The organism is Schaalia odontolytica (assembly GCF_009730335.1).
Taxonomy (GTDB): domain Bacteria; phylum Actinomycetota; class Actinomycetes; order Actinomycetales; family Actinomycetaceae; genus Pauljensenia; species Pauljensenia dentiphila.
This window is the reverse complement of the sequence record NZ_CP046315.1, coordinates 2397932-2422815: the sequence shown is the minus strand read 5'-3', so window position 1 is coordinate 2422815 and position 24884 is coordinate 2397932. Positions and strand designations below refer to the sequence as shown.

General features: G+C 64.6%; 24 protein-coding genes. 11 read left to right on the top strand and 13 right to left on the bottom strand.

Annotated elements, in window-relative coordinates; all coding sequences use genetic code 11:
* Positions 1–53 precede the first annotated feature (53 nt).
* Positions 54–1301: a chloride channel protein gene (locus tag FOC40_RS10485; protein ID WP_003797175.1), complete on the bottom strand. Its 1248-nt coding sequence runs from the start codon at positions 1299–1301 to the stop codon at positions 54–56.
* Complete coding sequence (locus FOC40_RS10480) at positions 1292–1753, bottom strand: MarR family winged helix-turn-helix transcriptional regulator (RefSeq protein ID WP_003791897.1); 462 nt, start codon at positions 1751–1753, stop codon at positions 1292–1294. The genes FOC40_RS10485 and FOC40_RS10480 overlap by 10 nt, the downstream gene beginning before the upstream one ends.
* 227 nt (positions 1754–1980) lie before the next feature.
* On the opposite strand from FOC40_RS10480, the gene FOC40_RS10475 reads away from it, so the two are divergent.
* Positions 1981–2310 carry a histone-like nucleoid-structuring protein Lsr2 gene (locus FOC40_RS10475; RefSeq protein ID WP_003791899.1) on the top strand — a complete coding sequence of 110 codons (330 nt, stop codon included), beginning with the start codon at positions 1981–1983 and terminating at the stop codon, positions 2308–2310.
* 105 nt (positions 2311–2415) lie between these two features.
* Here the strand turns inward: FOC40_RS10475 and FOC40_RS10470 are convergent, their stop codons facing one another.
* The 4 genes from FOC40_RS10470 to FOC40_RS10455 form a co-directional block, all read right to left on the bottom strand.
* Positions 2416–2880 (bottom strand): DUF3060 domain-containing protein, encoded by a 465-nt coding sequence (locus tag FOC40_RS10470; protein WP_231126022.1) that lies wholly within the window; start codon positions 2878–2880, stop codon positions 2416–2418.
* Positions 2881–2930: 50 nt separating this feature from the next.
* Complete coding sequence (locus tag FOC40_RS10465; RefSeq protein ID WP_039929861.1) at positions 2931–4136, bottom strand: OmpA family protein; 1206 nt, start codon at positions 4134–4136, stop codon at positions 2931–2933.
* Between the two features lie 171 nt (positions 4137–4307).
* Complete coding sequence (locus FOC40_RS10460; RefSeq protein ID WP_039929859.1) at positions 4308–5516, bottom strand: OmpA family protein; 1209 nt, start codon at positions 5514–5516, stop codon at positions 4308–4310.
* Positions 5517–5687: 171 nt separating this feature from the next.
* A complete protein-coding gene (locus FOC40_RS10455; protein WP_003797165.1) occupies positions 5688–6899 on the bottom strand; it encodes an OmpA family protein in 1212 nt (403 codons plus the stop codon).
* 271 nt (positions 6900–7170) lie between these two features.
* Between FOC40_RS10455 and FOC40_RS10450 the strand changes: the two genes are divergently transcribed.
* The 5 genes from FOC40_RS10450 (at position 7171) to ispD (ending at position 10877) form a co-directional block, all read left to right on the top strand.
* Positions 7171–7908 (top strand): phosphoglyceromutase, encoded by a 738-nt coding sequence (locus FOC40_RS10450; RefSeq protein WP_039929858.1) that lies wholly within the window; start codon positions 7171–7173, stop codon positions 7906–7908.
* An 87-nt stretch (positions 7909–7995) separates the two neighbouring features.
* Positions 7996–8508, top strand: coding sequence for a helix-turn-helix domain-containing protein (locus tag FOC40_RS10445; RefSeq protein WP_003793785.1), 513 nt, complete (start codon positions 7996–7998; stop codon positions 8506–8508).
* Positions 8508–9368: an IS3 family transposase gene (locus tag FOC40_RS10440; RefSeq protein ID WP_003793783.1), complete on the top strand. Its 861-nt coding sequence runs from the start codon at positions 8508–8510 to the stop codon at positions 9366–9368. The genes FOC40_RS10445 and FOC40_RS10440 overlap by 1 nt, the downstream gene beginning before the upstream one ends.
* A 290-nt stretch (positions 9369–9658) precedes the next feature.
* The gene (locus FOC40_RS10435; RefSeq protein WP_003791906.1) at positions 9659–10177 is read left to right on the top strand and encodes a CarD family transcriptional regulator; all 519 of its coding nucleotides are present in this window, start codon (positions 9659–9661) and stop codon (positions 10175–10177) included.
* The gene (gene ispD / locus FOC40_RS10430; RefSeq protein ID WP_003797143.1) at positions 10161–10877 is read left to right on the top strand and encodes a 2-C-methyl-D-erythritol 4-phosphate cytidylyltransferase; all 717 of its coding nucleotides are present in this window, start codon (positions 10161–10163) and stop codon (positions 10875–10877) included. Before FOC40_RS10435 ends, ispD begins: the two co-directional genes overlap by 17 nt.
* 73 nt (positions 10878–10950) lie before the next feature.
* Here ispD and FOC40_RS10425 read toward each other — a convergent pair whose 3' ends face one another.
* On the bottom strand, positions 10951–11739 hold the full coding sequence (locus FOC40_RS10425; protein ID WP_196773353.1) for a hypothetical protein: 789 nt from the start codon (positions 11737–11739) through the stop codon (positions 10951–10953).
* A 175-nt stretch (positions 11740–11914) separates the two neighbouring features.
* Here FOC40_RS10425 and FOC40_RS10420 point away from each other — a divergent pair, with 175 nt between their 5' ends.
* Complete coding sequence (locus FOC40_RS10420; RefSeq protein ID WP_003797140.1) at positions 11915–13264, top strand: MFS transporter; 1350 nt, start codon at positions 11915–11917, stop codon at positions 13262–13264.
* A 112-nt stretch (positions 13265–13376) separates the two neighbouring features.
* On the opposite strand, the gene ispF is transcribed toward FOC40_RS10420, so the two are convergent.
* From ispF to FOC40_RS10405, 3 genes are read right to left on the bottom strand one after another with little or no spacing between them, the layout of a single operon-like run.
* Positions 13377–13868, bottom strand: a complete 492-nt coding sequence (gene ispF / locus FOC40_RS10415; RefSeq protein WP_003797138.1) for a 2-C-methyl-D-erythritol 2,4-cyclodiphosphate synthase — start codon at positions 13866–13868, stop codon at positions 13377–13379.
* Between the two features lie 15 nt (positions 13869–13883).
* On the bottom strand, positions 13884–15437 hold the full coding sequence (locus FOC40_RS10410) for a hypothetical protein (protein ID WP_003797137.1): 1554 nt from the start codon (positions 15435–15437) through the stop codon (positions 13884–13886).
* A 10-nt stretch (positions 15438–15447) separates the two neighbouring features.
* Positions 15448–16938 (bottom strand): hypothetical protein, encoded by a 1491-nt coding sequence (locus tag FOC40_RS10405; RefSeq protein WP_003797136.1) that lies wholly within the window; start codon positions 16936–16938, stop codon positions 15448–15450.
* Positions 16939–17062: 124 nt separating this feature from the next.
* Between FOC40_RS10405 and thrC the strand changes: the two genes are divergently transcribed.
* The 4 genes from thrC to rlmB all read left to right on the top strand — a co-directional run bounded on the left by thrC (position 17063) and on the right by rlmB (position 22632).
* Entirely contained in the window at positions 17063–18520 is a 1458-nt protein-coding gene (gene thrC / locus FOC40_RS10400) for a threonine synthase (protein ID WP_003797134.1), read from the top strand.
* A gap of 139 nt (positions 18521–18659) precedes the next feature.
* Positions 18660–20117 (top strand): cysteine--tRNA ligase, encoded by a 1458-nt coding sequence (cysS, locus tag FOC40_RS10395; RefSeq protein ID WP_155844153.1) that lies wholly within the window; start codon positions 18660–18662, stop codon positions 20115–20117.
* 885 nt (positions 20118–21002) lie between these two features.
* The gene (locus tag FOC40_RS10390) at positions 21003–21545 is read left to right on the top strand and encodes a DUF1697 domain-containing protein (RefSeq protein ID WP_004565453.1); all 543 of its coding nucleotides are present in this window, start codon (positions 21003–21005) and stop codon (positions 21543–21545) included.
* Positions 21546–21654: 109 nt separating this feature from the next.
* Positions 21655–22632 (top strand): 23S rRNA (guanosine(2251)-2'-O)-methyltransferase RlmB, encoded by a 978-nt coding sequence (rlmB, locus tag FOC40_RS10385; RefSeq protein ID WP_004565454.1) that lies wholly within the window; start codon positions 21655–21657, stop codon positions 22630–22632.
* 38 nt (positions 22633–22670) lie between these two features.
* Here the strand turns inward: rlmB and FOC40_RS10380 are convergent, their stop codons facing one another.
* The 3 genes from FOC40_RS10380 to FOC40_RS10370 form a co-directional block, all read right to left on the bottom strand.
* Positions 22671–23258, bottom strand: coding sequence for a hypothetical protein (locus tag FOC40_RS10380; protein ID WP_004565455.1), 588 nt, complete (start codon positions 23256–23258; stop codon positions 22671–22673).
* A 151-nt stretch (positions 23259–23409) separates the two neighbouring features.
* Positions 23410–24009: a hypothetical protein gene (locus tag FOC40_RS10375; RefSeq protein ID WP_004565456.1), complete on the bottom strand. Its 600-nt coding sequence runs from the start codon at positions 24007–24009 to the stop codon at positions 23410–23412.
* 144 nt (positions 24010–24153) lie between these two features.
* Entirely contained in the window at positions 24154–24807 is a 654-nt protein-coding gene (locus tag FOC40_RS10370; RefSeq protein ID WP_004565457.1) for a hypothetical protein, read from the bottom strand.
* Positions 24808–24884: the final 77 nt, after the last annotated feature.

The following is a 24884-nucleotide window of genomic DNA, read 5'->3' as shown; positions in this document are numbered from 1 at the left end:
CGAGGCCGGGGTTCCCCGGGCGGTGATGCGCGGTGAGGGGTGGGCACGGCGGCTCAGCGGGCGCTGCGACCTACTGACGTGCGGTGGCTCAGCCAGGTCGCGGCCGCCGTCGCGCCGCCGACGGCGAGGACCGTAGGCACGAGGATCGTGGCGCCCTGGCCGGTAAACTCGATGACCAGGATGAGCCCCGTGAAGGGCGCCTTCATGGACGTGCCGAGGAATGCGGCCGCGCCAATAAAGGCGAAGGCGGCGATCTCGGATCCGGGCCAGGCGGCCGCCCACGGCAAGCCGATGACGGCCCCCAGTCCAGCGCCGAGCGCGACTGCGGGGGTCAAGACGCCGCCCCAGCCTCCCGCGCCGATCGTCAGGAACGTGGTGGCCGTCTTGGCGAGGAGGATCAACAGCGCGAACGTGAGTCCCGCGCCCGCCGCCCATGTCGCATCGAACTGTGTCTGTGCGCTGGCCTGCCCGTTGCCGAGCACTGATGGAATGCGGGTGGAGACCAGGCCGACGACGACGAACGCGAACGGCAGGGTGATGAGGATGCGCCAGTCGCGCGGTCGGATCGCGCCGGTGCGTGCGACGGCCTCTTTGAATGCCCGCCCAGCGGCGCCGAGCACCGGCCCTATGAGCGCGCCGAAGACCGTCAAGGAGAGCGACGGCGTGAGGGTCGGGACCGTGTAGAAGAAGGCCGGCCTCGTGAATCCCGTGGAGACGAGGACCGCGATCCCCGAGGTGATGAGCGCGGGGGCGACGGCACGCGCGGACAGGGAGACGAGGAGGATCTCGAGGGTGTAGATCGTGCCCGACAGGGGGATCGAGTACACGGCGGCTAGGCCCGCGCCCGCGCCGCACGCGACGATGATGCGCCGGTCCTCGGGGGTGAGGCCCAGGCGGTCGGCGGCGGCCGCGCTGAACGCGGCGGCCATCTCGCGTGGGGCGACCTCGCGCCCCACGGAGGCGCCGAGGCCGACGATGAGAACCTGGGTCAGGGCGTGCCAGGTGGCGCGCAGGGGAGGCATGGGGGTCCCACCCACCGCGCCGGACACCGAAGTGACGGCCGTGTTGCGGCGGAACAGCAGGAACCAGGACAGGGCGCCGACGACACCGGCGAGCGTCAAGATCCCGACGCGACGGGCGGGAGAAACCGCACTCACGGCTTCCAGGAGAGTGCCGCCGTGCATGTCCCAGGCGATCGCCTGGATCCAGTGGAGCAGATGGATGCACGCCAGGCCGACGAGGCCGGCGATGATCCCGGTGAGAAGCGTTGCGACCGCGAGGCGGCGCGTGCTCACGGACATGGCGTGTCGGAGTCGAGGCGTTCGCTCACCCGTGTGAACAGGCCGGTGAGCATGTCGATCTCCTCCGGCGTGATGTCGTCGAGGAACAGGCGGCGGATGACGTCGCGCTGGACTAGGGCGGCCTCGTCGAAGAGGGTCTTGCCGGCCGGCGTCAGGGAGACGAGGCCTCCGCGGCCGTCGCCTTCGCAGGGGCGGCGCTCGATGAGGCCTCGGGATTCGAGGCGCTTCATCGTGTGGGTGAGGCGCGAGCGTGAGAAGACGACCTGGTGGGCCAGGAGGGAGGGGCGTACGCCTTCCTCGCCGGCGCGGTCGGTCATGAGCAGCACAGAGTATTCGGGCATCGACAGACCGGCCTTGCACTTGAGGGCGGCTTCGATGCGCTCGGTGAGGCGAGCCGTTGTCGTGAAGTAGAGCTCCCAGGCCGCCGCTCGGGGGTGGTGTGCTCGGCTCACTGGATCTCCTCGTTCAATGCTTCCGGGTGAGGCCAAATCGGCCTCGGGCTGCCTACGAGTATAACTTTCAATTAGACCTAGGTATAAATCGATGCAGCGCACGTCACGTTCTCAGAATGAATGATCGAATGATCTGAATTGTTTGAATTGCGCTACTCTAATTGCAGTGCAATACGCATCTGAACTCGTCAGAGAATGAAGCCAAATACTTCGAGAGGAATGAATACATGAAAAAGACGAAGAAGATTGTCGAAATTGTCGACGACTTCGATGGCACCCCCGCCGATCAGACTGTCCGCTTCGCGTTTAATGGCGCGTCGTACGAAATTGATCTGAGCCGCGAGCATTTCGAGGAATTTGCCGAGGCCATTCAGCCCTACATTAAGGCTGGTCGCAAGGTGGGTTCGACCCGCCGCCGTGGCAACGCCGGCAACCCCACGCAGCGCCTGGAGAACGCGAAGATTCGCGCCTGGGCAAAGGAAGAGGGACTCGAGCTGTCCGACCGCGGTCGCATTCCCGCTCCGATCGTCGAGGCTTACCGCAAGGCTCGCGCCTGATTCACGACGCAATTGCGGGCGCACCGAAAGGTGCGCCCGCAATTCTTTGTACACAGGTGAGGGGTGGCACGCGTTATGCGTGCCACCCCTCAGGTGCGTCGGATGTCAGTCCTTGGAGACGACGTTATTCGCGCCCGAGTCGCTGCCAACCTGAGGAGCCTTTCCGTCGTCGTACTGGACAGCGTTATTGGAGCCGGTGAAGGAGACCTTGTCGGCGGACTTCACCTCGACGGAATTCTGGGAGCCGTTGATCGTGATCTCGGAGACGGCCTCGCCCTCAATGTGGTTGTTCGAGCCGTTGACGACGACGGTCTTCGTGCCTGCGGGGATCTCGACGTGCGCGTTGGACTCGTTGACCGTGAAGGCACCGGCTGCATCGGACTTACCGGAGTCGGTGGACGAATCGGTCTTGGTGTCCGTGCGCGGGTTGCTCGAGGCCTCGGGGGTGGACGAAGCCGCGGGGGCGGAGGAGTCGTCGCCGGAGACGTTGGCGGTCTGGGTGCAGCCGGTCAGGGCCACGGTGGCGACGGCCAGGGCGGCAGCGGCGGGAAGGAAGGACTTCAGGGACATGGTGTCTCCCTTTCGTATGTTGATCAGTTGGTCAAACGTCAATCAGAGTACTAGAAGGCGGGGATGAAGATCTCGACGCGGCGGTTGAGCGCACGGCCGGCCGGGTTGTCCGAACCATCGGCGTTCTCGTTGGGTGCGACGGGCTTCGACTCGCCGTAGCCGGTCGCATCCAGGATCGCGCTCACGCCGTCCTTCTTCAGCTCGGCGGACACGGCATCCGCGCGCTCCTGCGAGAGCTGGAGGTTGAAGGCCTCGTCCGAGATGGAATCGGTGTGGCCGTAGATGTGGGCGGCGGGGACTTTGGCGTCGTTGAGGACGGTGGCGAGCTTGGACAGGGTGTGGGCCGCGTCGGAGCGGATGTCGGACTTACCGAAATCGAAGAGCACACCGTCCTCAAGAGTAATAACCGTGCCGCAGGACTCCACCGGCTTCAAAGACTCCACCGGCGGGAACTTCCCGAGCGCAGGGAGCGGCTCGACCCTGGGTGCGTCCGTGATCGTCACGCCGTTCACCAAAGCCGTCCCGTCACCATAGTTGATGATCGACAATGTTCCATCGCTATAGCTGCCCGATCCATCTCTATTGTTATAGATCAATGTTTTCCCGACCGAGTAGTTGCCCGAGCCGTCGCCGTTGTTGACGATACTCTCGTCGGTCTCGGAGTTGGAGTAGTTGCCGTAGCCGCGGCTGTCAATGAAGACGCTGACCGGCCCGGCGGAGTATGTTCCCCCACCGTCCGAAAGGATAAACAGGGACACATGGGTGTCGGAGTTGACGTAGGACCCGCTGCCGTCACCGCCGTAGGTGATGGTGATAGGGCCTTCGACGATCGAGCCTGCGCCGTCTCCGTTGTTGATGATGACCCCGTTTCCTGTCGAGGTTGATGCTGAGCCGTCGCTGCCGAAGACCGTGCTGCCTGAGATGAGGACGTTGCCGTCGCACTTGGCGGGGGAGACCGTGATGCCAGGGACGGACTGGAGGGATGAGGAGGCGGTCTGGATGACGGCCTTGTCTGCGTTGGAGGCGAACACGTCGATAGCGGGAACTGAGAAGAGTGGGACCGGGGGGATCTCGCCCGGGCGGTACCCCGGCACCGTTGGAATGGTGTCGGTTGAGGTAGACGGGGAGGGAGTGGATGTAGCTGCGCTTTGTGAGGCCGCTGGATCCTGGGGCTTGGAAGCCGCGCAGGCACCCAGGGCGAGGGTGGTCGCGGCGGCGAGTGTGATAACTGTCAGGGTGGAGCGCGCGGTGTTCATGCCCTCACCCTAAGGGAAAACAGTCCGCCTGTATAGTGGTTCGGTAAATGTGTAAAAGTGTTACATTCTCTGTGCTTGCCGCCCTTGGGGGTGCGAGCCATGGCGTAGGGCTGAGCGCCTGGGCGAGGAGTCTCGCCCAGGCGCTCAGCTTTGGATTGATGTGGGTGTGGGTTAGAAGGCGGGGATGAAGATCTCGACGCGGCGGTTGAGCGCACGGCCGGCCGGGTTGTCCGAACCATCTGCGTTCTCGTTGGGCGCGACGGGCTTCGACTCGCCGTAGCCGGTCGCATCCAGGATGGCGCTCGCACCGTCCTTTTTCAGTTCGGCGGACACGGCGTTAGCTCGGTCTTCGGAGAGTTTTTGGTTGAAGGCTTCGTCGGAGACGGAGTCGGTGTGTCCGTAGATGTGGGCGGCGGGGACTTTGGCGTCGTTGAGGACGGTGGCGAGCTTGGACAGGGTGTGGGCCGCGTCGGGTCGGATGTCGGACTCGCCGAAATCGAAGAGGATGCTGTCCTCCAGGGTGATGACGGTGCCGCAGGACTCCACTGGCTTCAAAGACTCCACCGGTGGGAACTTCCCGAGCGCAGGGAGCGGCTCAACCCTGGGGGCGTCCGTAATCCTCACGCCATTCACGAATGCCGTTCCGTCACCATTGTTGGTAATTCTGAGATTCTCGCTGATGTACAAGCCAGACCCATCACCGTTGTTGATGATTGAAGTGCTCGGTGTCTTGTAGTTGCCCGAGCCGTCACCCTTGATGTAAATCGTTTCATCGGTCTCAGAGTTGTCATAGAAGCCGCCTCCGTTGTCGTTCAGGGAAATACTAAGAGTTCTGGATCTGTAGGAACCGGTGCCATCCGAGTTGACGATGAGGTAGATGTAGGCATCGGAGTTGTCGACGTAGGTTCCGCTGCCATCACCGCCATAGTTGATGCTGACATCCCCCTCGACGATGGTCCCTGCGCCGTCTCCGTTGTTGATGATGACCCCGTTTCCTGTCGAGGTTGATGCTGAGCCGTCGCTGCCGAAGACCGTGCTGCCCGAAATGAGGACGTTGCCGTCGCACTTGGCGGGGGAGACCGTGATGCCAGGGACGGACTGGAGGGATGAGGAGGCGGTCTGGATGACGGCCTTGTCTGCGTTGGAGGCGAACACGTCGATAGCGGGAACTGAGAAGAGTGGGACCGGGGGGATCTCGCCCGGGCGGTACCCCGGCACCGTTGGAATGGTGTCGGTTGAGGTAGACGGGGAGGGAGTGGATGTAGCTGCGCTTTGTGAGGCCGCTGGATCCTGGGGCTTGGAAGCCGCGCAGGCACCCAGGGCGAGGGTGGTCGCGGCGGCGAGTGTGATAACTGTCAGGGTGGAGCGCGCGGTGTTCATGCCCTCACCCTAAGGGAAAACAGTCCGCCTGTATAGTGGTTCGGTAAATGTGTAAAAGTGTTACATTCTCTGTGCTTGCCGCCCTTGGGGGTGCGAGCCATGGCGTAGGGCTGAGCGCCTGGGCGAGGAGTCTCGCCCAGGCGCTCAGCTTTGGATTGATGTGGGTGTGGGTTAGAAGGCGGGGATGAAGATCTCGACGCGGCGGTTGAGCGCACGGCCGGCCGGGTTGTCCGAACCATCTGCGTTCTCGTTGGGCGCGACGGGCTTCGACTCGCCGTAGCCGGTCGCATCCAGGATGGCGCTCACGCCGTCCTTCTTCAGCTCGGCGGACACGGCATCCGCGCGCTCCTGCGAGAGCTGGAGGTTGAAGGCCTCGTCCGAGATGGAATCGGTGTGGCCGTAGATGTGGGCGGTGGGAACCTTCGCATTGTTGAGCACGCCCGCCAGGCTCTTCAGGGTCTGGGCGGCTTCGGGGCGGATGTCGGACTTGCCGAAGTCAAAGAGGACGCCGTCCTCCAGGGTGATGACCGTGCCGCAGGACTCGACGGGCTTGAGGGACTCGACGGCCGGGAACTTGCCGAGCTTGCTGACCTTCTCGACCTTCGGAGCGTCGTTGACGGTCACGCCGTTGACGGTGGCCGTGCCGTTGCCATTGTTCTGAATCGTCAGCTTCTCGTCCGAGTAGCTGCCCGTGCCGTCGCCGTTGTTGATGATCGTGACGGTGCCCTTGGAGAACTGGCCGGAGCCGTCACCGTTGTTGATGATCGACTCCATGGAGTTCGCGTTGGAGTAGTTGCCGCCGCCATTGCCGTCCAGGATGATGCTGGTCGTCGTCGTGGAGTAGGTGCCCGAACCGTCGGCCTCGACGGTGATGGTCACCATGGTGTCGGCGTTGGAGTAGGTGCCCGAGCCGTCGCCGCCGTAGATGATGGAGATGGGGCCCTCGGTGATGACGCCGGATCCGGTGCCGTCGTTAACGACCGTGCCCTTGTCGCTGGAGGAAACGGCGGAGCCGTCGCCGCCCAGGACCGTCGAGCCGGACACCAGGGACGTGCCGTCGCACTTGGCGGGGGAGACCGTCACGCCCGGAACGGAGGCAAGGGACGAGGAGGCCGCCTGGACGACGGCCTTGTCTGCGTTCGAGGCGAACACGTCGATCGCGGGAACCGAGAAGAGCGGGATCGGGGGGATCTCGCCGGGGCGGTAACCCGGGACCGTCGGAACCGAGGCGGGAGTTGCGGACTGGGTGGGTGCAGCCGTGGTGGCCTCGGCGGTGGGCGCAGCCGCGGGAGTCTGGGGCTTCGAGGAGCCGCAGGCGCCCAGGGCGAGCGTGGTCGCAGCGACGAGAACGGAGGCTGTCAGGGTGCGTCGTGTGATGATCATGAACCTAACCGTACGGGAAAATACGAGGGGCACACACTGTTCCGGTAATCATGTAAAACCTCGGAATCTCAAAGAACTCAGGGGTATTCCGAGGGGCAGTCAGGGGGTAATCAGGGTATGGCCGGGGTCTTTGTCCGCACAAGATAAGGGGCCTCGTTCCGCGGTGTCGGGGGCGAGGCCTCGTCCCCCTTGCGGTCCGGCGTCCAAGCTGTGGCGTGATCAACCCCACGGGATGTATGAGGAGGGTTGGAACCTGTGGGACAATGGAGACATGAGCTACAAACTGGTGCTGCTCCGCCACGGCGAGAGCGAATGGAATGCAAAGAACCTCTTCACCGGTTGGGTGGATGTTCCGCTGTCGGACAAGGGCCGCGCGGAGGCTACCCACGGTGGCGAGCTCCTCAAGGAAGCGGGCGTGAAGCCCGACCTCCTGTTCACGTCGATGCTGCGTCGCGCCATCATGACCGCGAACCTCGCCCTCGACGCTGCCGATCGCCACTGGATCCCCGTTGAGCGCAACTGGCGCCTCAACGAGCGTCACTACGGTGCGCTCCAGGGCAAGAACAAGAAGGAAATCCGCGACGAGTACGGCGAGGACCAGTTCATGCTGTGGCGCCGTTCCTTCGACGTGGCTCCGCCTGCCATCGAGGCCGGCTCGGAGTACTCGCAGGACACCGACCCGCGCTACGCTGGCGAGCCCGTCCCCATGAGCGAGTGCCTCAAGGATGTCATCGCGCGTCTGCTGCCCTACTGGGATGAGACCATCGTTCCCGCGATCAAGACCGGCAAGACCGTCATGATCGCCGCGCACGGCAACTCCTTGCGCGCCATCGTCAAGCACCTGGATGAGATCTCCGACGAGGACATCGCCGGCGTCAACATCCCCACCGGTATTCCGCTGGTGTACGAGCTTGACGAGGAAACCCTCAAGCCCATCAAGAAGGGCGGCACCTACCTGGATCCCGAGGCTGAGGCGAAGATCGCCGCGGTCGCCAACCAGGGCAAGTGAGCTGAGCGGAGCCCCGGCATCGTCTGAATGAACTGCCTCCCGTTTCTTGGACATCGAAATTGAAGTCCGGGGAATGGGAGGCTTTTCATGTCTGTGGATCTGCGGTTGAGGCATGATCGTTTGCTTCGGGAGCAGGCGGTGTCGATGTTTGAGAGGGGTTGTGGCTATGCTTTGACCGCCGGGAGGCTTGGTGTGTGTGCCGAGACTGTGAGAGAGTGGCAGAAGACATACCGCGCAATTGGGAGGAGCGGACTTTTGGCCATGGGAGTGAAGTACGCCAGATACGACTATGAGACCAAGGTCGCCGCAGCGAGGGCCGTGGTAGACGGCGGGATGAGTAAGCCTGAGGCGATGGTGCGCTTCGGTATTGCGAGCGCGACACCGTTGAAGCAGTGGTGCAGGCTGTACCGCGAGGGCGGCGCGCAGGCCCTTAAGCCTAAGCCCAAGGGCAGGCCGAAGGGGTCGGTGCGGGCGGTGCCACCAACGCGTGAGGAGGAACTCCAAGAGCGCGTGCGTAAGCTTGAGGCGCAGGTGGCGTACCTAAAAAAATCGATTGCCCTGAAGGCGCAGAGGCGCTCCCAAACCGGGACAAAGCCCTAGTGGTTGCCGAGCTTTCAGGGCATGGACACAGGGTGTGTGATCTCCTCGAGGTGGCAGGCCTTGCCAGGTCGAGCTACTACTACGCGCTGACTCACCCCCAGCAGCCAACCAGAGCGCAGCTACGTCCCAAGGTCGCCCAGATCTTTTCACGCACCCCCAACGGGTGCGGTCACAGGCAGATAGCCATGTGCCTGCGCGCTGAGGAAGGGGAGCGCATCGCCGACAAGACGGTCTTGAAGATGATGCGCGAGATGGGTCTGCGCTGCGGCATACGCCGCGAGAGGGCCTACCACAGGTACAACTCCTACAAGGGGGACGTGGGACACAGCTTCGACAACATCATCGGCCGCGACTTCAAGGCCGATGGCCCCTGGCAGAAACTGGGTACCGACGTCACCGAGTTCAAGCTCTCCTTCGGCAAGGCCTACCTCGCTCCGGTCTACGACTTTGCCAGCAAAGAGATCGTCGCGCACTCCATTTCGATGTGCCCCAACCTCGCCCAGCAACAAGAGATGCTCCAGATACTCATGGACGCCAAACCAGCAGGGGCCGAACCGATCTTGCACTCGGACATGGGATGGCAATACCAGCACGAAACCTACATCAGCACGCTCGCCGATAACGGTTTCATCCAGAGCATGTCACGCAAAGGCAACTGCATCGACAATGGCGCCACCGAGCAGGTCTTCGGACACCTCAAGGACGAATTCTTCCGCGGCCAGGACTGGCAGACCTTCGAGAGCTTCAAAGCCGACCTCGACGCCTACATCACGCACTGGAACACAACAAGACGCCAAGTAAAGCTCAAGGGCCTGACCCCGGCAGAATACCGGGATCAGGCCCTACAGGAAGCCGCATAACGGCTACCATTTAAAGCGTCCAAGTTTCGGGGCGCAGTTCAGAATGGACGAGGCCGGGGCTCCGTCATGGCCGGAAAACCGGGCTTTTTGGGTTGTGATACCCGTCCTTATGGCGCACGTTTGAACGTGAGCAGGGTCGCATGCTGGGATGAACTGTGGTTGTGCTTGAGGTTGGTTTGTGTCGATCCTTGTATGCGTGTAACGTTGAGCTTTCACACTGTATGGGTCGGTTTTGCTCGCCAGCTGGTAGAATAGTTGTGCTATCCACGCACGCACCCAGGAGTCCATCCATGTCGTTTGAAATCGGTCAGACGGTCGTCTACCCGCACCACGGCGCAGCCACGATCGAAGAGGTCATGACTCGCACCATTCGTGGTGAGGAGCGGACGTACCTGAAGCTGCGTGTGAATCAGGGCGATCTTGAGATTCAGGTCCCCGCCGAAAACGTCGATATGGTTGGCGTCCGCGACATCGTCGACGAGGACGGCCTCGAAGAGGTCCTCTCCGTCCTGCGCGCCCCCTACATCGAGGAGCCCACCAACTGGTCGCGCCGCTTCAAGGCGAACCAGGAGAAGATCGCCACCGGCGACATCGTGAAGGTCGCTGAGGTCGTGCGTGACCTGACCCGCCGCGACGACCTGAAGAAGCTGTCCACGGGCGAGAAGCGCATGCTGACGAAGGCCCGTGGAATCCTTACCTCCGAGCTGGCCTTGGCACGCAACATCGAAAAGTCCGCCGCCGCCGAGCGCCTCGACGCCGTCCTGGCTGAGGGTCGCATCGAAGTCGAAGAAGATGCCGTCGAAGAGTGAGTCCTGCGCGGTCCTGACGGCCGCCGGCTCCGGATCTCGCCTCTGCTGCGAGGGGCCGAAAGCCCTCGTTGAACTCTCGGGTCGCCCCCTTGTCTGGTGGGCGGCCCGCGGCCTACGCGCCGGGGGAGTGGGGGCGATCGTCGTGACTGCCCCGGCCTCGTCCATCGAGGAATTTCGTAGCGCCCTGTCCGATATTGATGATCTGACCGTCGTCGCCGGCTCCGATCGCTCGCGTCAGGAGTCCGTGGCCCTCGGCCTGGCCGCGCTTGGCCGGTGCGAGGCGGACACGGTCGTCCTCGTGCACGACGCGGCGCGGCCCCTGACGCCCCCGCAGGTCACTGCCCGCGTCATCGACGCGGTGCGCGGTGGCGCCGGCGCGGTCATCCCCGTCCTGCCCGTCACCGACACCCTCAAGACCGTGGATGCCTCCGGCGTGGTCGTCGGCACGCCCCGCCGCTCCGAGATGGTGGCCGTGCAGACCCCGCAGGGCTTCCGCTGGGACGTCCTCATTCGTGCGCACGAGGAGGGCGCCTCCCTGGGCGCAGACGAGGCCTGGGCGGCCACGGACGACGCCGGCCTCGTCGAGGCGATCGGCGGGACCGTGCACACGGTCGCGGGCGACGAGCGCTCCATGAAGGTGACGCGCCCCCTCGACCTGGCGCTTGCGCAGATCCTGGTCGCCGAGGAGGCGACCGCCTAAAGGCACTGCCCGGTTGGCGTTGTCGGGTGCGCTCGTAGCTCGCGCCCCACCGCGGCCCGGGCGGTGATACGTGTCAGCGGGCCGTCAAGATCGCGCATGCCATCCTGGCTCCCTCTGAGGAAGCCAGCATTGCAAGCTTTTCCGGCCGATTGTTGAAGTAGGTGACCAGGCTGTCCACCCGCGAAAGCGGTATGGGGATTCCTGTCATGTCGAACTCCATGTCGCGGTTGGCTCCGTCGGCGGACACGTACATGAGCGGAAGCTGATCACCGGTGTCGGGAATTGGACTGAAGCCCTTAACGGTCGGATGGCGATCCCACGGAATACGTGTCGCGGACTTGTCGATGAGAGAACGGAACGCGACATCTTCAGGAGTGAACTCGATGATCGGGCCCTGATGGATGAGCCAGAGCCTGTGGGGTGAGGACATGAACATGAAATAGAACATCGTCGAGAACATGAGGCCCGTGATCAAGCTGAGGACAGTGCCGACGGCCGAGTGGGTCACCAGCACTTCGATGATGATCGCTATCGGAGCGCAGGCTATGCCGATGCCGAAGGCGATCTGTTTCACGCGAACGAGGGCAAGGGTGGGACGTATCGATATTCCCTTACCCTCCACGTGCACGATCCATCTGTCGTATCGGCGGAGCATTTGAGTGACTGCGAGGAATGCAGATGCGATGCCTAAGAGCAAGCAGTAGACAGAGAAAAATAGCGCGATGCCGCCTGGAATATATCCCGACAGTAAGAGGAAGATAACCGCGGTCACCAGGAAGAAGATGGCCGGGCGAACTAAGTTACTCGCCTTGGCGTACTGCTTGTCGGCTTCCGAGGGGCTCACCAGCGTGCTGCGTGCCATCGTCTTCTCCTTCCAGGGTGACATACCAGCATATGACATGTGGTCAGGTCGCGCTGGCGGTTCCCCGGCCTCGTCCCTGGGGCGGCCCGAGGAGTAAGTGAGCTACGAAACGTGGTAGGTTCACCCTGGACGCACTCGCGTCGCCGAGAACTCCCCGTCGAAGGAGCCCGATCCCATGAGCGCTACCCCCGCCACCCCGCATCGCGTCATCACGCGCAAAGTCGTCGATTGGGCGGCCTGGGACTGGGGCAGCGCCGCCTTCAACGCGGTCGCCACGACCTTCGTGTTCACGACCTTCCTGACCAGCGACGGAGTCTTCACCGACTCGGGCACTGCCTCGACCTGGCTGAGCAACGGCATGACGATCGCCGGCATCTTCATCGCGCTGCTCGCTCCCATCACCGGCCAGCGCGCCGACCGACAAGGCAAGGGCGGAGTCTGGCTCGGGTGGTTCACCGGGGCGGTCGTCGCCTGCATGCTCGCCATGTACTTCGTGCACCCCGCCTCGGTCCTCGGTCCCCAGGGCGCCCTCATGCTGGGTATTGCGCTGCTCGGCCTGGGCAACGTGTTCTTCGAGTTCGCCTCGGTGAACTACAACGCGATGATCAACCACCTGGGCGAGAAGGAAGACCGCGGCAAGATCTCCGGCTTTGGCTGGGCGTCCGGCTACATCGGCGGCATCGTTCTGTTGCTCATCCTCTACGTGGGCCTGATCGGCGTGAACCTGCTGGGCGTGCCCACCGACGACCACCTGAACATCCGCATCTCCATGGTGATCGCGGCCCTGTGGTTCGGCGGCTTCGCGATCCCCGTCATCGTGAATCCCCCGCTGCCCAAGAAGGTCCTGATCGGCGGCGGTAGCGAGTCAATCATCGACTCCTACAAGCTCCTGTGGCGCACCGTGCGAACCCTCAAGCGCGAAGCCCCGCACACCCTCTTCTTCCTCATCGCCTCCGCCGTCTTCCGCGACGGCCTCGCCGGCGTCTTCACCTTCGGCGCGGTCCTGGCCAAGACGGCCTTCGGCTTTAGCGCCAGCGAGGTGTTGATCTTCGCAATCGCCGCCAATGTTGTCGCAGGCCTGGCGACCGTCGCCTTCGGCTGGGTCGATGACAAGATCGGCCCGAAGAAGGTCATCATCCTGTCGCTGTGCGCCATGGTCGTCGCAGGCTTCGGCGTCTTCTTCCTGCACGCCCGCGGCCCCATCGTGTTCTGGAGCCTCGGCCTCGTCCTGTGCGTCTTTGTTGGGCCCACCCAGTCCGCGTCGCGTTCCTTCCTGTCGCGCATCATCCCCGCCGGCCGCGAGGGTGAAGTCTTCGGCCTCTACGCGACGACCGGCCGTGCCGTGTCCTTCATGGCTCCCGCGATGTACAGCCTCTTCCTGCTGCTTGGCAAGCGTATGACGCCCGCCGGCCAGGATTACACCTACTGGGGCATTCTCGGCATCATGCTGATCCTCGGCGCGGGCCTGGCCCTCACGATCCCCGTGAAGGCAGACCGCGCGACCCTGGACCACATGGAGGGCTGAACGCCTCGCCTCAGACGAGGCGCGTCCCCGACGCATGCGAGTCCAATCTCGCCCGCCGCAGGGAGGCGCAGGCACCTGCGTCGTCGGTGCCGTGCGGCCCCGAGCGGGGGTACTACTCGGCACGCACCATGAGGGCGTTCGCCAGCGCGGCCACGCCCTCGCCTCGTCCCGTGAAACCCAGGTGATCCGAGGTCGTCGCTGACACGGTGACCGTGCCCCCGGCGATCTCGCTCATGACCGCGCAGGCCTCGGGCAGTCGTGCGGCCATACGAGGCCGGTTCCCCACGACCTGAACGGTCGCGTTGCCGAGCACCCAGCCGGCCTCGGCGGTCATGCGACGAACCTCCTCAAGGAGCGCGCGCCCCGAAGCACCCGCCCACTCGGGGCGATCCACGCCGAACACGGTGCCGAGCTCGCCCAGGCCCGTCGCCAGCAGCATCGCGTCGCATAGGGCGTGCGCGGCCACGTCCGCGTCCGAATGCCCCTCGAGGGGCCGCTCGCCCGGCCACTCCAGGCACGCGACCATCAGAGGGCGCGGCGAGTCGGGGGCGGCGAACGCGTGGACGTCGACAGCTTGGCCGATACGGAAAGGCAGATCAGTCATGGAACCAGGGTAGCGTCACGAGGAAGTCGGCGTGAAGGCGATGAGACCCTCATCTGTCAGTCCGACCAGCAGGTCGTCGAATACCCACGTGTGATTCCGTGCCGCCCTCAACTCGGTTGAGGTATGCGTCTTGTTGTTCGCCATGTCGAAGAAACAGACGGTCTGTTCCTTGTACCCGATGTTCAGAATGAACGCAGCGGTTCCGTCGGCGCTCGCACGAGCGTGCGTGGGGGAGAAGGAACAGGGCGGACGGGTGCTGGAAGAAACCCCCACCAATCCCTCCGCGGAGTATTTCGCAACGCCCCCCGAGGTGTGCACCGTGAGGGTTTGGCACCTGTCGCCGGTCGCCTCCAGCATGCCCGTCGTCCATGGCGTCCTGCCCGAGTCGAAGAAAGCATCCCACTCGCTCAGAGTCGGCATGCGGCCATCTTCTGCGGGGATAATGTACTTAAGGCTCGGCCCAAAAGTGCCCAGGGAATTGCCGGACATGTCGAATTTTTCGAGCAACGTGGCGTTCTTACGCACGATGAGGCCATCCGAGGCTGGATACAGAGCATTGTAGGAATAGGAACGGGCATTAGCTAAACGCCCCTCTTGTCCAAAGGGCGTCACAACACCCGTGTATACGTTGACGATCTGTGGGTTCCTGTAGTCATCGACGGGAACCAAGGCGGAAGCCTCCTCTCCGGTCCCAATCGTGCGTGGCCCGTCCCATCGTGAGAGGGAGGAGTTACGGGACTGTTTTCCCGTAATGCTCTGCCACTGCCGTGTCCAGGAACCGGATTCCTGCTTCCACCCGGCGCATGTCTCCATGCCGGAACAGGTCACCAGGATGTCGTCGACCATGGTGATCGGATGGCCGTCCTCCCACGGCGCCTGTGTCTGAATGCCAGTTGCTTTCGAGATCAGGATATTTTCGACGGCGAGCCACTCGCCGACGGAGACGATGGAGAAATCTATCCCCGAGTATGGGACCTGCATGGACCCGTCGTTGGATGTCCACAGCACGGCGGGCTCGGAGGAAGAGACGTCGATGGCTGCAAGAGAGATGGAATGGGAATGAAGGTCCCGGGAGACCATGTAGAGTGTTGTGCCGTCGGCAAACAGGGTGGTTTCGGATGGCTTGTCAATGCCGGTGCGAGGTTCAGGAACGGTCCAGGCGACGCTCACGCCCGCTGCCCAGTCCGACGAGAGAATGTTCGTGTTCGTGGCCGAACCCTTGTAGCCCTGGGAGGCTACCGGTTTTGCGGTGGGCTGTGGAATCGCTGTGATGAAACGCGGTAGCGCGAAAAGGAAAGCGATGACCGCGAGGCTCGTGGCGACGATGAGTGCTGCTTTCTTCCTCTGCAGTCGTATGTATGCCTGATGGCCCGCGATACGCTCGGGGTTGGTGCGCGTGCGCGGAGGGCGAGCGCCTTTCCGGGGTGCGCTCGCGGGGGCCGGCGAGGCACCGGTCGAAGCTGCGCGGTCTCCGGGCTGCTCGGTGGCGCTCTGCGTCTTCGGCTCGCTCCCGGGTGCGGGGTTGGAATCCGCGTCCGGGGGAGCCCAGCGAGAAGAATCGTTACTCATGAGTCCTCATTTAGGCCGAGGCCGGGGTGAAGGCGACAACCCCCTGCTTCGTCATGCCGATCACCAGGTCATCGTAGGCCCACGTGAGGCTATGAGCCCCGTTGAGATCCTTCGAGGTGTGTGCCTCCTTCGTGTTGGTGTTCGCGAAGTAGACGCGCTGGTTGGACGGAGAGCCGGCCTCGCTGATGAACAGCGCAGCCCCATCGGCGCTGGCTCGCACGTCGAGCGGCGAGAAGAGGCAGGGCTCCGAGTCGCTGATGGACATGTCCTTGACGCCGTACGCCGAGCGGGGCATGGCATCCGAGGACAGGATGAGGGTCGCCGTGGTGCACTTCGAGCCGGTCATCTCGATCGTTCCCGTCGCCCACGGGGCCTTCGAGTCCTTCAGGTACGAGCGGAGCTGATCGAGGCTCGGCGCGGGGCCGTCGCTCGTGGGGACCGCCCACATCCGCTCGTAATCGATGGTCTCGACGAGCTTGCCCGTCATGTCGTAGACGTCGGCCTTGTCGTAGTCGCTGACGTTGATGTAGCCGTCGGAGGCGATGAGGAAGCCGCGGCTCTCAAATTTCTTTGCCGGAGCATCGCCCCCGAGGGTGGTGACCGTGCCGGTGTGGATATTAATGATCTGGGGCGCGAAACCATCCTCGGCGGACAGCAGGAACGAGGCGTCCTCCCCGCTGCCCATCATCCGCGTCTTGTTGGGCGCCTCCAGAGCGAGGTCGCGCCCCTGTCGAGACGTGACGCTCTTCCACTGCTGTTTCCAGGAACCGGACTCCTGCTTCCAGCCGGCGCATGTCTCCATGCCGGAACAGGTCACCAGGATGTCATCGGCGGCGGCCATGGGAACATCGCCCGGCCACGGGGCCTGAGCGATCGCCCCGGTCTTCTTATCGATCACAACGTCGTTGTAGGCGAGCGAATCTCCGGCGGAAGCGAGCGTCTGCGCGTCGCTCCGCTTCGTCACCGTTGCGTCCGAGCTCTCCTTCAGCCACAGCTTCTCGGGTTTCGCGCCCGAGATGTCGTATGCGGCGGCAACAGCATGGCCCTCACTGTCGCTCCTGGCGGCCACGTACAGGGTCGTGCCCTCCACGAGCAGAGACGGAGCGTCGTAGTCGTCGACGTAAGCGGAAAACTCGTCCAGGTTCCAGGCCACGTCCACGCCGTTGGCCCACGAACTCGCCAGAGTGCCCGTCAGGGTTCCCGACCCCGTGTAGCCCTGCCCGCGCGGACTCGGAGCAACCCGGGGCGCCTTGGTCGCGAAAAACATGACGCCGGCAACCATCGCGATGACCGTCAGCAAGGCGATCAGCGCAACGTGCCACCAGCGCAGCTTCTTGCCGTGCGACGCGGGGGCCGATGCGGGAACAGTCCCGGGCGCGGGGGCGCGGAACGCGTTCGGCGTGGCAAACAAAGATTTCGCGTGCGTGATTGGCTGCGGTATCGAAGCGGCCGACGCGTCGGAGTCTGTCGGGGCTGGCCACTGGGAATCGTTGATGCTCACACCACGTTTCTACCACACGCCTCGGGGGAGCCTCCCCCGATCCCATGCCCCGGCCTCGTCCCACGCATGTGACGAGGAACGGGCGCCCTCGCAGGCCACGCCCCCTCTCCGATAGGATCGACCCGTGCGCTACATTTCGACCCGACGCGGCCCCAACACGCCCACCCGTTCCTTCAGTGACATCCTCCTGGAAGGCCTCGCCCCCGACGGCGGCCTCTACCTGCCCGAGGAATACCCGACGCTGTCGCAGTCCGACCTGGACGAGCTGCGCATCGTCCTGCGCGAGGACGGCTACGCGGCCATGGCCGCCGGCATCATCTCCCTCTTCGTCGACGACATCGGTGCCGACGACCTGAGTGCGATCACGGCCCGCGCCTACCGCACCCCCGCTTTCTCCGACCCCCAGATCGTCCCCGTCGACGCCCTGGAGGGCACCGACCTGCACCTCGCTCACCTCTCCAACGGCCCCACGGCCGCCTTCAAGGACATGGCGATGCAGCTCCTGGGCGAGCTCTTCGAATACGAGCTCACCCGCCGCGGCGACTGGCTGACCATCGTCGGCGCCACCTCCGGCGACACCGGCTCCTCCGCCGAATACGCGCTGCGCGGCCGACGTGGCCTCTCCGTCGTCATGCTCACGCCCGCCGGCCGCATGACCGCCTTCCAGCGAGCTCAAATGTTCTCCCTCCTTGACGAGAACATCGTCAACGTCGCCGTCGACGGCGTCTTCGACGACTGCCAGGACCTCGTCAAGGCCGTCAACATGGACGCCGACTTCAAGGCCACCTGGCACGTGGGCGCCGTCAACTCCATCAACTGGGCGCGCCTGCTTGCCCAGGTCTGCTACTACGTGGCCACCTGGCTGCGCGTCACCGAGGAAGGGGCCGACGCCTCGTCCAAGGTCAGCGTCGTCGTGCCCTCGGGCAACTTCGGCAACGTGTGCGCCGCCCACATCGCCCGCCAGATGGGCGTGCCGCTCGGCACCCTCGTCGTCGCCACGAACGAGAACGACGTCCTCGACGAGTTCTTCCGCACCGGCGTCTACCGCCCCCGCTCCTCCGCGGACACGCTGGCCACCTCCAGCCCGTCCATGGACATCTCCAAGGCCTCGAACTTTGAGCGCTTCATCTTCGACCTGCTGGGCCGCGACGGTGACGCCACCCGCGCCCTCTTCGATGATGCCCTCGCGCGCGACGGCTACTTCGACCTGTCCGGCACACCCGAATTTTCCTCCCTGCGCGACACCTACGGCTTCACCTCCGGGACCTCCTCGCACGCGGACCGCCTCGCGGAGATCGCGCGCACGGAAAAGGAGAGCGGCTACCTTCTCGACCCGCACACGGCCGACGGCGTGCACGTCGCCCGCGCGCTGCGCTCACAGATCGAGGGCCCGCTCGTCGTCATGGAGACCGCCCTGCCCGTCAAGTTCGCCGAGACAATTCAGGAGGCCACCGGCCACCTGCCGCCCGTGCCCGAGCGCTTCGAAGGCATCGAAGGCCGCGAAGAGCGCGTCACCCCGCTGGCCAACTCCGCCGAGGACCTCAAGGCGCTGATCGCCGCGCGCGTGCGCCCCGGCGCCTGAGTTTTCCCTGACTCGCCGAGGCCCGAGCCCCCACCAGCGAAGCCGCGCGGTTGCGCAGTCGTGGCCCGGGCCTCGTTACATACTTCCGCGAATGCGGTCGCGGGCGGAAGCGGGCCAGGTGCCCAGGTAGGATTGAGCCATGCTTCACCTGTACGACTCCAAGAGCGCCCGCGTCCAGCCCCTGACACCGGTCACCCCCGGGAAGGTCGGCATCTACCTGTGTGGCGCCACCGTCCAGGGATCCCCCCACGTCGGCCACCTGCGCGCCGCCGTCTCCTTCGACACGCTGATCCGCTGGCTGCGCCGCAGCGGCTACGAGGTCACCTACGTCCGCAACGTCACCGACATCGACGACAAGATCCTGCACAAGTCCGCCGAAGCCGGCTGGGACTGGTGGGCGTGGGCCTACCGCTTCGAGCGCGAGTTCACGCAGGCGTACGAGACCCTCGGTGTGCAGGCCCCCACCTACGAGCCGCGCGCCACCGGACACATTCCCGAGCAGCTCGACCTCGTTCAGAGCCTCATCGACGCCGGCCACGCTTACAGCGACGGGCACGGGAATGTGTACTTCGACGTGCACTCCCAGGCCGATTACGGCTCGCTCACCCGCCAGCGCCTGGCCGACATGCGCACCACCGAGGACGACGCTCAGATCGACGAGGCCGTGGAGGCAGGCAAGCGCGACCCCCGCGACTTCGCCCTGTGGAAGGCCACGAAGCCCGGTGAGCCCGCCACCGCCTCGTGGGACAGCCCGTGGGGACGCGGGCGACCCGGCTGGCACCTCGAGTGCTCCGCCATGTCGCGCCGCTACCTCGGCGACGAGTTCGACATCCACGGCGGCGGCATCGACCTGCGTTTCCCGCACCATGAGAACGAACAGGCCCAGTCGCACGGCGCGGGCTGGGAGTTCGCGCGTCTGTGGGTCCATAACGCGTGGGTGACCACCAAGGGCGAGAAGATGTCCAAGTCGCTCGGTAACGTCCTGTCGATCGGGGCGCTCACCGAGGAGTATCCGGCCGTCGCCGTGCGTTGGGCGCTGTCCACCGTTCACCACCGCTCCTCCATCGAATGGGGCGCCGAGACGCTGCCCGCCGCGCACGCCGCCTGGGAGAAGTTCTCCACCTTTGTAGCTCGTGCCATTGAGACCGCCGGTGAGGCTCCGGCCTCCGAGATTGCCCTGGCACCCGCCGACCTGCCCGAGGCCTTCGTCGCCGCCATGGACGACGACCTCAACGTCGCCGGCGCGCTCGCGGTCCTGCACGAGCACCTCAAGGCCGGTAACGCCGCGCTTGCTGCTGGTGACGTTTCCGGTGTGTACCGCGAGCAGATCCTGGTTCGCTCCATGCTGGATGTGCTGGGCCTGGACCCCGCTTCTGAACAGTGGCGCGGACAGGCCGGCATCGGCGCTGGCGCTTCTGGCGCGGCTGCGGCCGAGCACTCGGCGCTGGACGCGCTGGTCCAGGCCGTGCTGGAGGAACGGGCTGCTGCCCGCGCCGCCAAAGACTGGGCTCGCGCCGACGAGCTGCGCGACCGCCTGGCCGCCGCCGGCGTCACCGTCGCGGACGGGCGCGATGGCGCGACGTGGAGCGTTGGCTGATCGCTGTGTGCTGAGGCCCCGGGAGCGCGCGCTCCCGGGGCCTTGTGCGTGTCGGCGGTCGTCTCGCCGATTCCGCGTTTGCTCTTGTGATTTGGTGCGCTGCACCCGATCCGTAGGCAGTTCACCCCTTCTGATCGGGTGTCGCGCCCCGTAACGGGTGCAGCGGCCCTCGCGCGAGCCGGGCCGGGCTGCTTGATGTGCCCGTGGGCGGCGGCCCGCCGTCCGAGCGGCGTGTTGCTGCTTGTGGCCCCACGGGTGTTCCGGGCGCCGGAGGCCCCGGCCGCCCGCGAGGCTAGGGCCTCACTTCGTTCGGCGCCGCGCCTCGAAGCCCGCCCGTGCCCTCCGTGCCCTCCGGTCCCTCCGGCGCCCTCCACACCAGTGGGGCCAGGTCGCTGTTGTCTGGTTCGGCGCGTGTTGTTACAAACGTCGTCAATCCGAGCTGCTTTTCGTGCGGATTATCTTGCGCTTGTTACAAACGTCGTCAATCCGACGGCATTTTTGCGAAAAAAAGTGGATTTTGGCCTCAGATTGACGACGTTTGTAACACGGGTCCTCACAGAGGGCTTCAAAATGCTCTGGTTTGACGACGTTTGTAACGCATAGCTGCCGTAAGCGGTGAGTCCTTGCCCAGTAGGTGATGCGGCGGGTGCCGATTGGGGCGGCAATGGGGGTTTGCACGACACGTAGCTTTCTAGCAGTGTGTCGTCGGTGTGTCGGACCCCCGTGTCGTGCAATTCCCCTGTTTGGTGGGTGTGAGTTTATGGCTTGGAGGGCCCGCGTGCGGATTGGAGGGATCACGTGCGGGATCAGCGCGATGCGAGTCAAGGCCGTAATCTGATAACCAGTCGACGCCGCGAGGCATCACGGCAAACGGAGAGGAACAGCATGGAGTACGTGGCTCTGCTGCGCGGCATCAACGTCGGCGGCAAGAACAAGGTCGTCATGAGCGAGCTGCGTGAGCTCATCGCGCGCGCTGGCTTTACGAACGTGCGCAGCTATATTAACAGCGGCAACCTCCTGTTCGAATCCGACGCCCCGGCTGAGGACGTGGCCCAGGTGGTCGAAGACATCCTGGAAAGAAACTATGACTTCCCGATCCGTCTCGCGATTCTGACGGGGGAGGACTACCTTGCTGAGCTGTCTGGCCTGCCCGACTGGTGGCACGGCGACATCGCCCGTCGCGACGCCCTGTTCTACACGAGAGGCCTGGACCGGGATCACGTGCGCGAACGCATCGAGGCGATGGAACTGGGTGATGAGGCCGTCCACTTTGGTGAGAGCGCTGTGTTTTGGGGCAAGTTCGACGAAAAAGAATTCCTGAAGACTGCGTATCACAAGCGCCTGCTGCGCGAGGACTTCTATCGCCAGGTGACGATCCGCTCGGGTGCGACGGTCGAGAAGATCGCAGCCATGCTGTCGCAGTGCTGAGGCTGACCCCGCCCAATCGTGATTTAGGCCCCCGCGCGCGCCCCTGCGGCCCCGATGCAGCCCAAAACCCGTACGCTTGTGTCAGTTCACGAGAAAACGAGGAGACACCATGGCCTCACACAGCGGGCGCCCCGGCGCCATCCGTAAGAAGGGCACCAAGAAGGGCGCGCAGGTCGGCACCGGCGGCCACTCTCGCCGCCGCCTCGAAGGCAAGGGCCCGACCCCCAAGGCCGAGGATCGCACCTACCATCCTGCCCACAAGCGCAAGGTGAAGCGCGAGGCCCGCGAGGCCCAGGAGGCCGCGATCGCGCGCGCCCGCGCCAAGTCGTCGATCCGCGTCAAGCCCGGTCACGAGCTGATCGCCGGCCGCAACCCGGTCGCCGAGGCCGCCCGCGCCTCGGTCCCGATCGAGCGAGTCTTCGTCCTCGACAACGTGAAGGACGACCGCGTCGAGGAGGTTGTGCGCCTCGCCTCGGCCATGGGAGCCCCCGTTTACGAGGTCACCCGCCGCGACCTGGATGTCGCGACTGACGGCGCCGTCCACCAGGGCGTCGCCATCGAGGTGCGCGGATACGAGTACGCCGACGCCTCCGATCTGATCGCGGGTTCTCTGCAGCAGCTGGGCCACCCGCTCCTCGTCGCCCTCGACCAGGTGACGGACCCTCACAACCTGGGCGCGGTCCTGCGCAGTGCGGGCGCGTTCGGAGCGGACGGCGTCATCATTCCCGAGCGTCGCAGCGCGGGTGTCAACACGACCGCGTGGAAGGTGTCGGCCGGTGCGGCCGCCCGAGTGCCCGTGGCTCGTGCGACGAACCTTGTGCGCGCCCTCGAGGAGGCTAAGCAGGCTGGCTACTTCGTGGTCGGCCTGGATGGCGGCGGCGACGCGCCCCTGCGTGGCCTGTCGCTGGCCGATGGCCCCCTCGTCGTCGTGACCGGTGCCGAGGGCGCCGGCCTGTCCCGCCTCGTGCGTGAGACCTGCGACCAGATCGTGTCGATCCCGATCGCGTCGACCGTCGAGTCCCTCAACGCGGCCGTCGCCACGGGCATTGCCCTGTACGAGGTGGCTTCCCTGCGCGCGCAGGGCTGAGTCTTCCGAACCATCTGTTGTCTCGCCGTGGGTGCGCGTTAGCGCCTGCGGCGAGACTCCTTTTTGGCGGCCTTACGCATCGACAGGACGTTTTCTCTCGTGAAGAGGTGGTCTTTCGGCAGGTCTCCGCCGTGGAAGAATCGAGGAGCTTCCAGGAGGAGTCCTTGGCACTGGAGGTCGCCCGCGAGTTCACGGAAGGACATGTCTATGAAGGCGTCAGTACCCCAGCGTTCATCGTGCAGAATGCGAGCCTCGCAGCACCAGAGTTCGCTCGCGGGGCGGCCTGCGACCGAGCAGGAGCGTGAGGCGATGAGGATAGGCGTGTTTTCCTGGCGTACCCGTTTGACATTGCGAGGCGCCGCGGACGGGAAGACGCCGAAGGGTGATATCTCGTCAAAGACGGATGAGACGGCGATATGCCGAGCGTCGCTGCCGGTCGTGATCTCGGTGCCGACCCACCCCTGCTGGGCGAGCTGCTCGCGCATTCCCGGCGTTTCTCCCCAGGCGCCGGTCGACACCCAGTATCCGATGCACAGGTCGAGAGCCTGCTGTGGGTCGAGCGCGACCCTGGCGTAGAAGTACCTGCGGTGGTTGAAAATCCGGCGCAGCGAGAAACCAGGGGTCATAAGCAGCCTCCTCGTGCACGACCTGTGTCAGCGCATCAGCACGGTCCCAACGCAAGCGAGATGCGCTCTGGTGTCAGGGTACTATTGCGCGAGATTCCCCGGGGATCGACGAGGCAGGGGAGGCCTCGTGGTGATCGGTCAGGGAGGGAGGCTACCCCCGGCTCTTCTTTGCAGCCTTGCGCATTGCCGTGAGCTCGGGGAGTGAGAGGGGGATGTCTGACGGGATATCCCAGCGATTGAGGTCACGGGCGGGTGCAGTCATGATGCCCTGCGCGTTGAAGGACTCTTCGAGTGAGTGCATCGACGATTCAGCGTAACTTTTTTCAAAGCCGCTGAGATTCATCCGTGTTGCCCAATCAGTGAGGCACCACAGTTCGGTCACCGGACTCGATTCGCTCTCGACTGTGCGTGCAATGATATCCACGTACACCTTGGTGATGGTGGCTCGCTTGATTCGGTCGGGCAAGAGAGAGGGGGCATGTGACAAGAGGCGACGGTATGAGCGTGTCTCGAAGACAACATTAGTCAGGAATGCACGACCGCTGTGTCCGATGATCAGTTCCGTTCCGGTCCATCCCCGCTGCTTGAATTGCTCTTGCATGCCGGTACTGGTGCGGCGGGCCCCCTTCGTCTTCCAGAGGCCGACGCAGCGAGAGACGGCATCGGACGGGGGTGCTGACAGCTGAAAAACGGTGATGGCGCTGAAAGATTCGTTGAAGCCTTGCTGCATACTTGAGATGAAAGAGTTCATCGTGATTCTCCGTTGTCGCGGCGGGGCTGTCGCTTCTTCATTGCTTCACTGTGCATGGTGCCTTCTCCTGTTGCGGGTCGAGCGCGACCCTGGCATAGAAGTACCTGCGGCGGTTGAAAATCCGGCGCAGTGAGAACCCGGGGGTCATGACCGCTCCTTCGACGGGAGGAACTTGGTGACGGGGTCGAGGAAACTGCCCCGCATCTGGGCGATGTTGGTGGGGGAGAGGGGGTGGTCCTCGGGCAGTTCCTCGCCGTCGACGAGGCGCGGGGGAGCCAGCAGGATGCCCTGCTGGTGCAGGGCCGTGTGCAGGTACTCAAAGACGCGGGCGAAGGGGTCCTTGCCGGGGCGGGCGCGCTGAATCGCCGTATCCCAGGGGAAACACCACAGCTCGGTGCTGGCCTGTTCGGCGCCCGGCATCGGGCGAGCCGCGACGATGATCGTCGTCTTGTTGAGGTGGCGCAGCTGCGCGCGCACCGCCTTCGACGTCAGGTAGACGGCGAGGCCTCCCAGCAGCAAGCTGGGAGGAATATCTGAGAGATCATCAGGAAAATCACGGTCACGGAGCCGCTTTCGGTTCTCGACCTGCCCGGGCATGACCGTGACTTCTGTGCCCGACCAGCCGATGTCCGCGAAACGCTTGCATATCGTGGTTGACTCGCGCTTGATGCCGATGGCTCGCCAAAACGCCACGCAGCGCGCGACGGCCCCTGCCGGCGGACACGACACGGTGTACACCGTCATGGGGCGCCTCTTCAGGAGGGAGTCCAACGGCAGGCGCGGGGGAGTGATATCCATCAGCACTCCTGGGGATCGGGGTAACGAGGCCAGGCTATCAGCGTGAGCGTCATCGCACGAAACCCGGAGACGATACG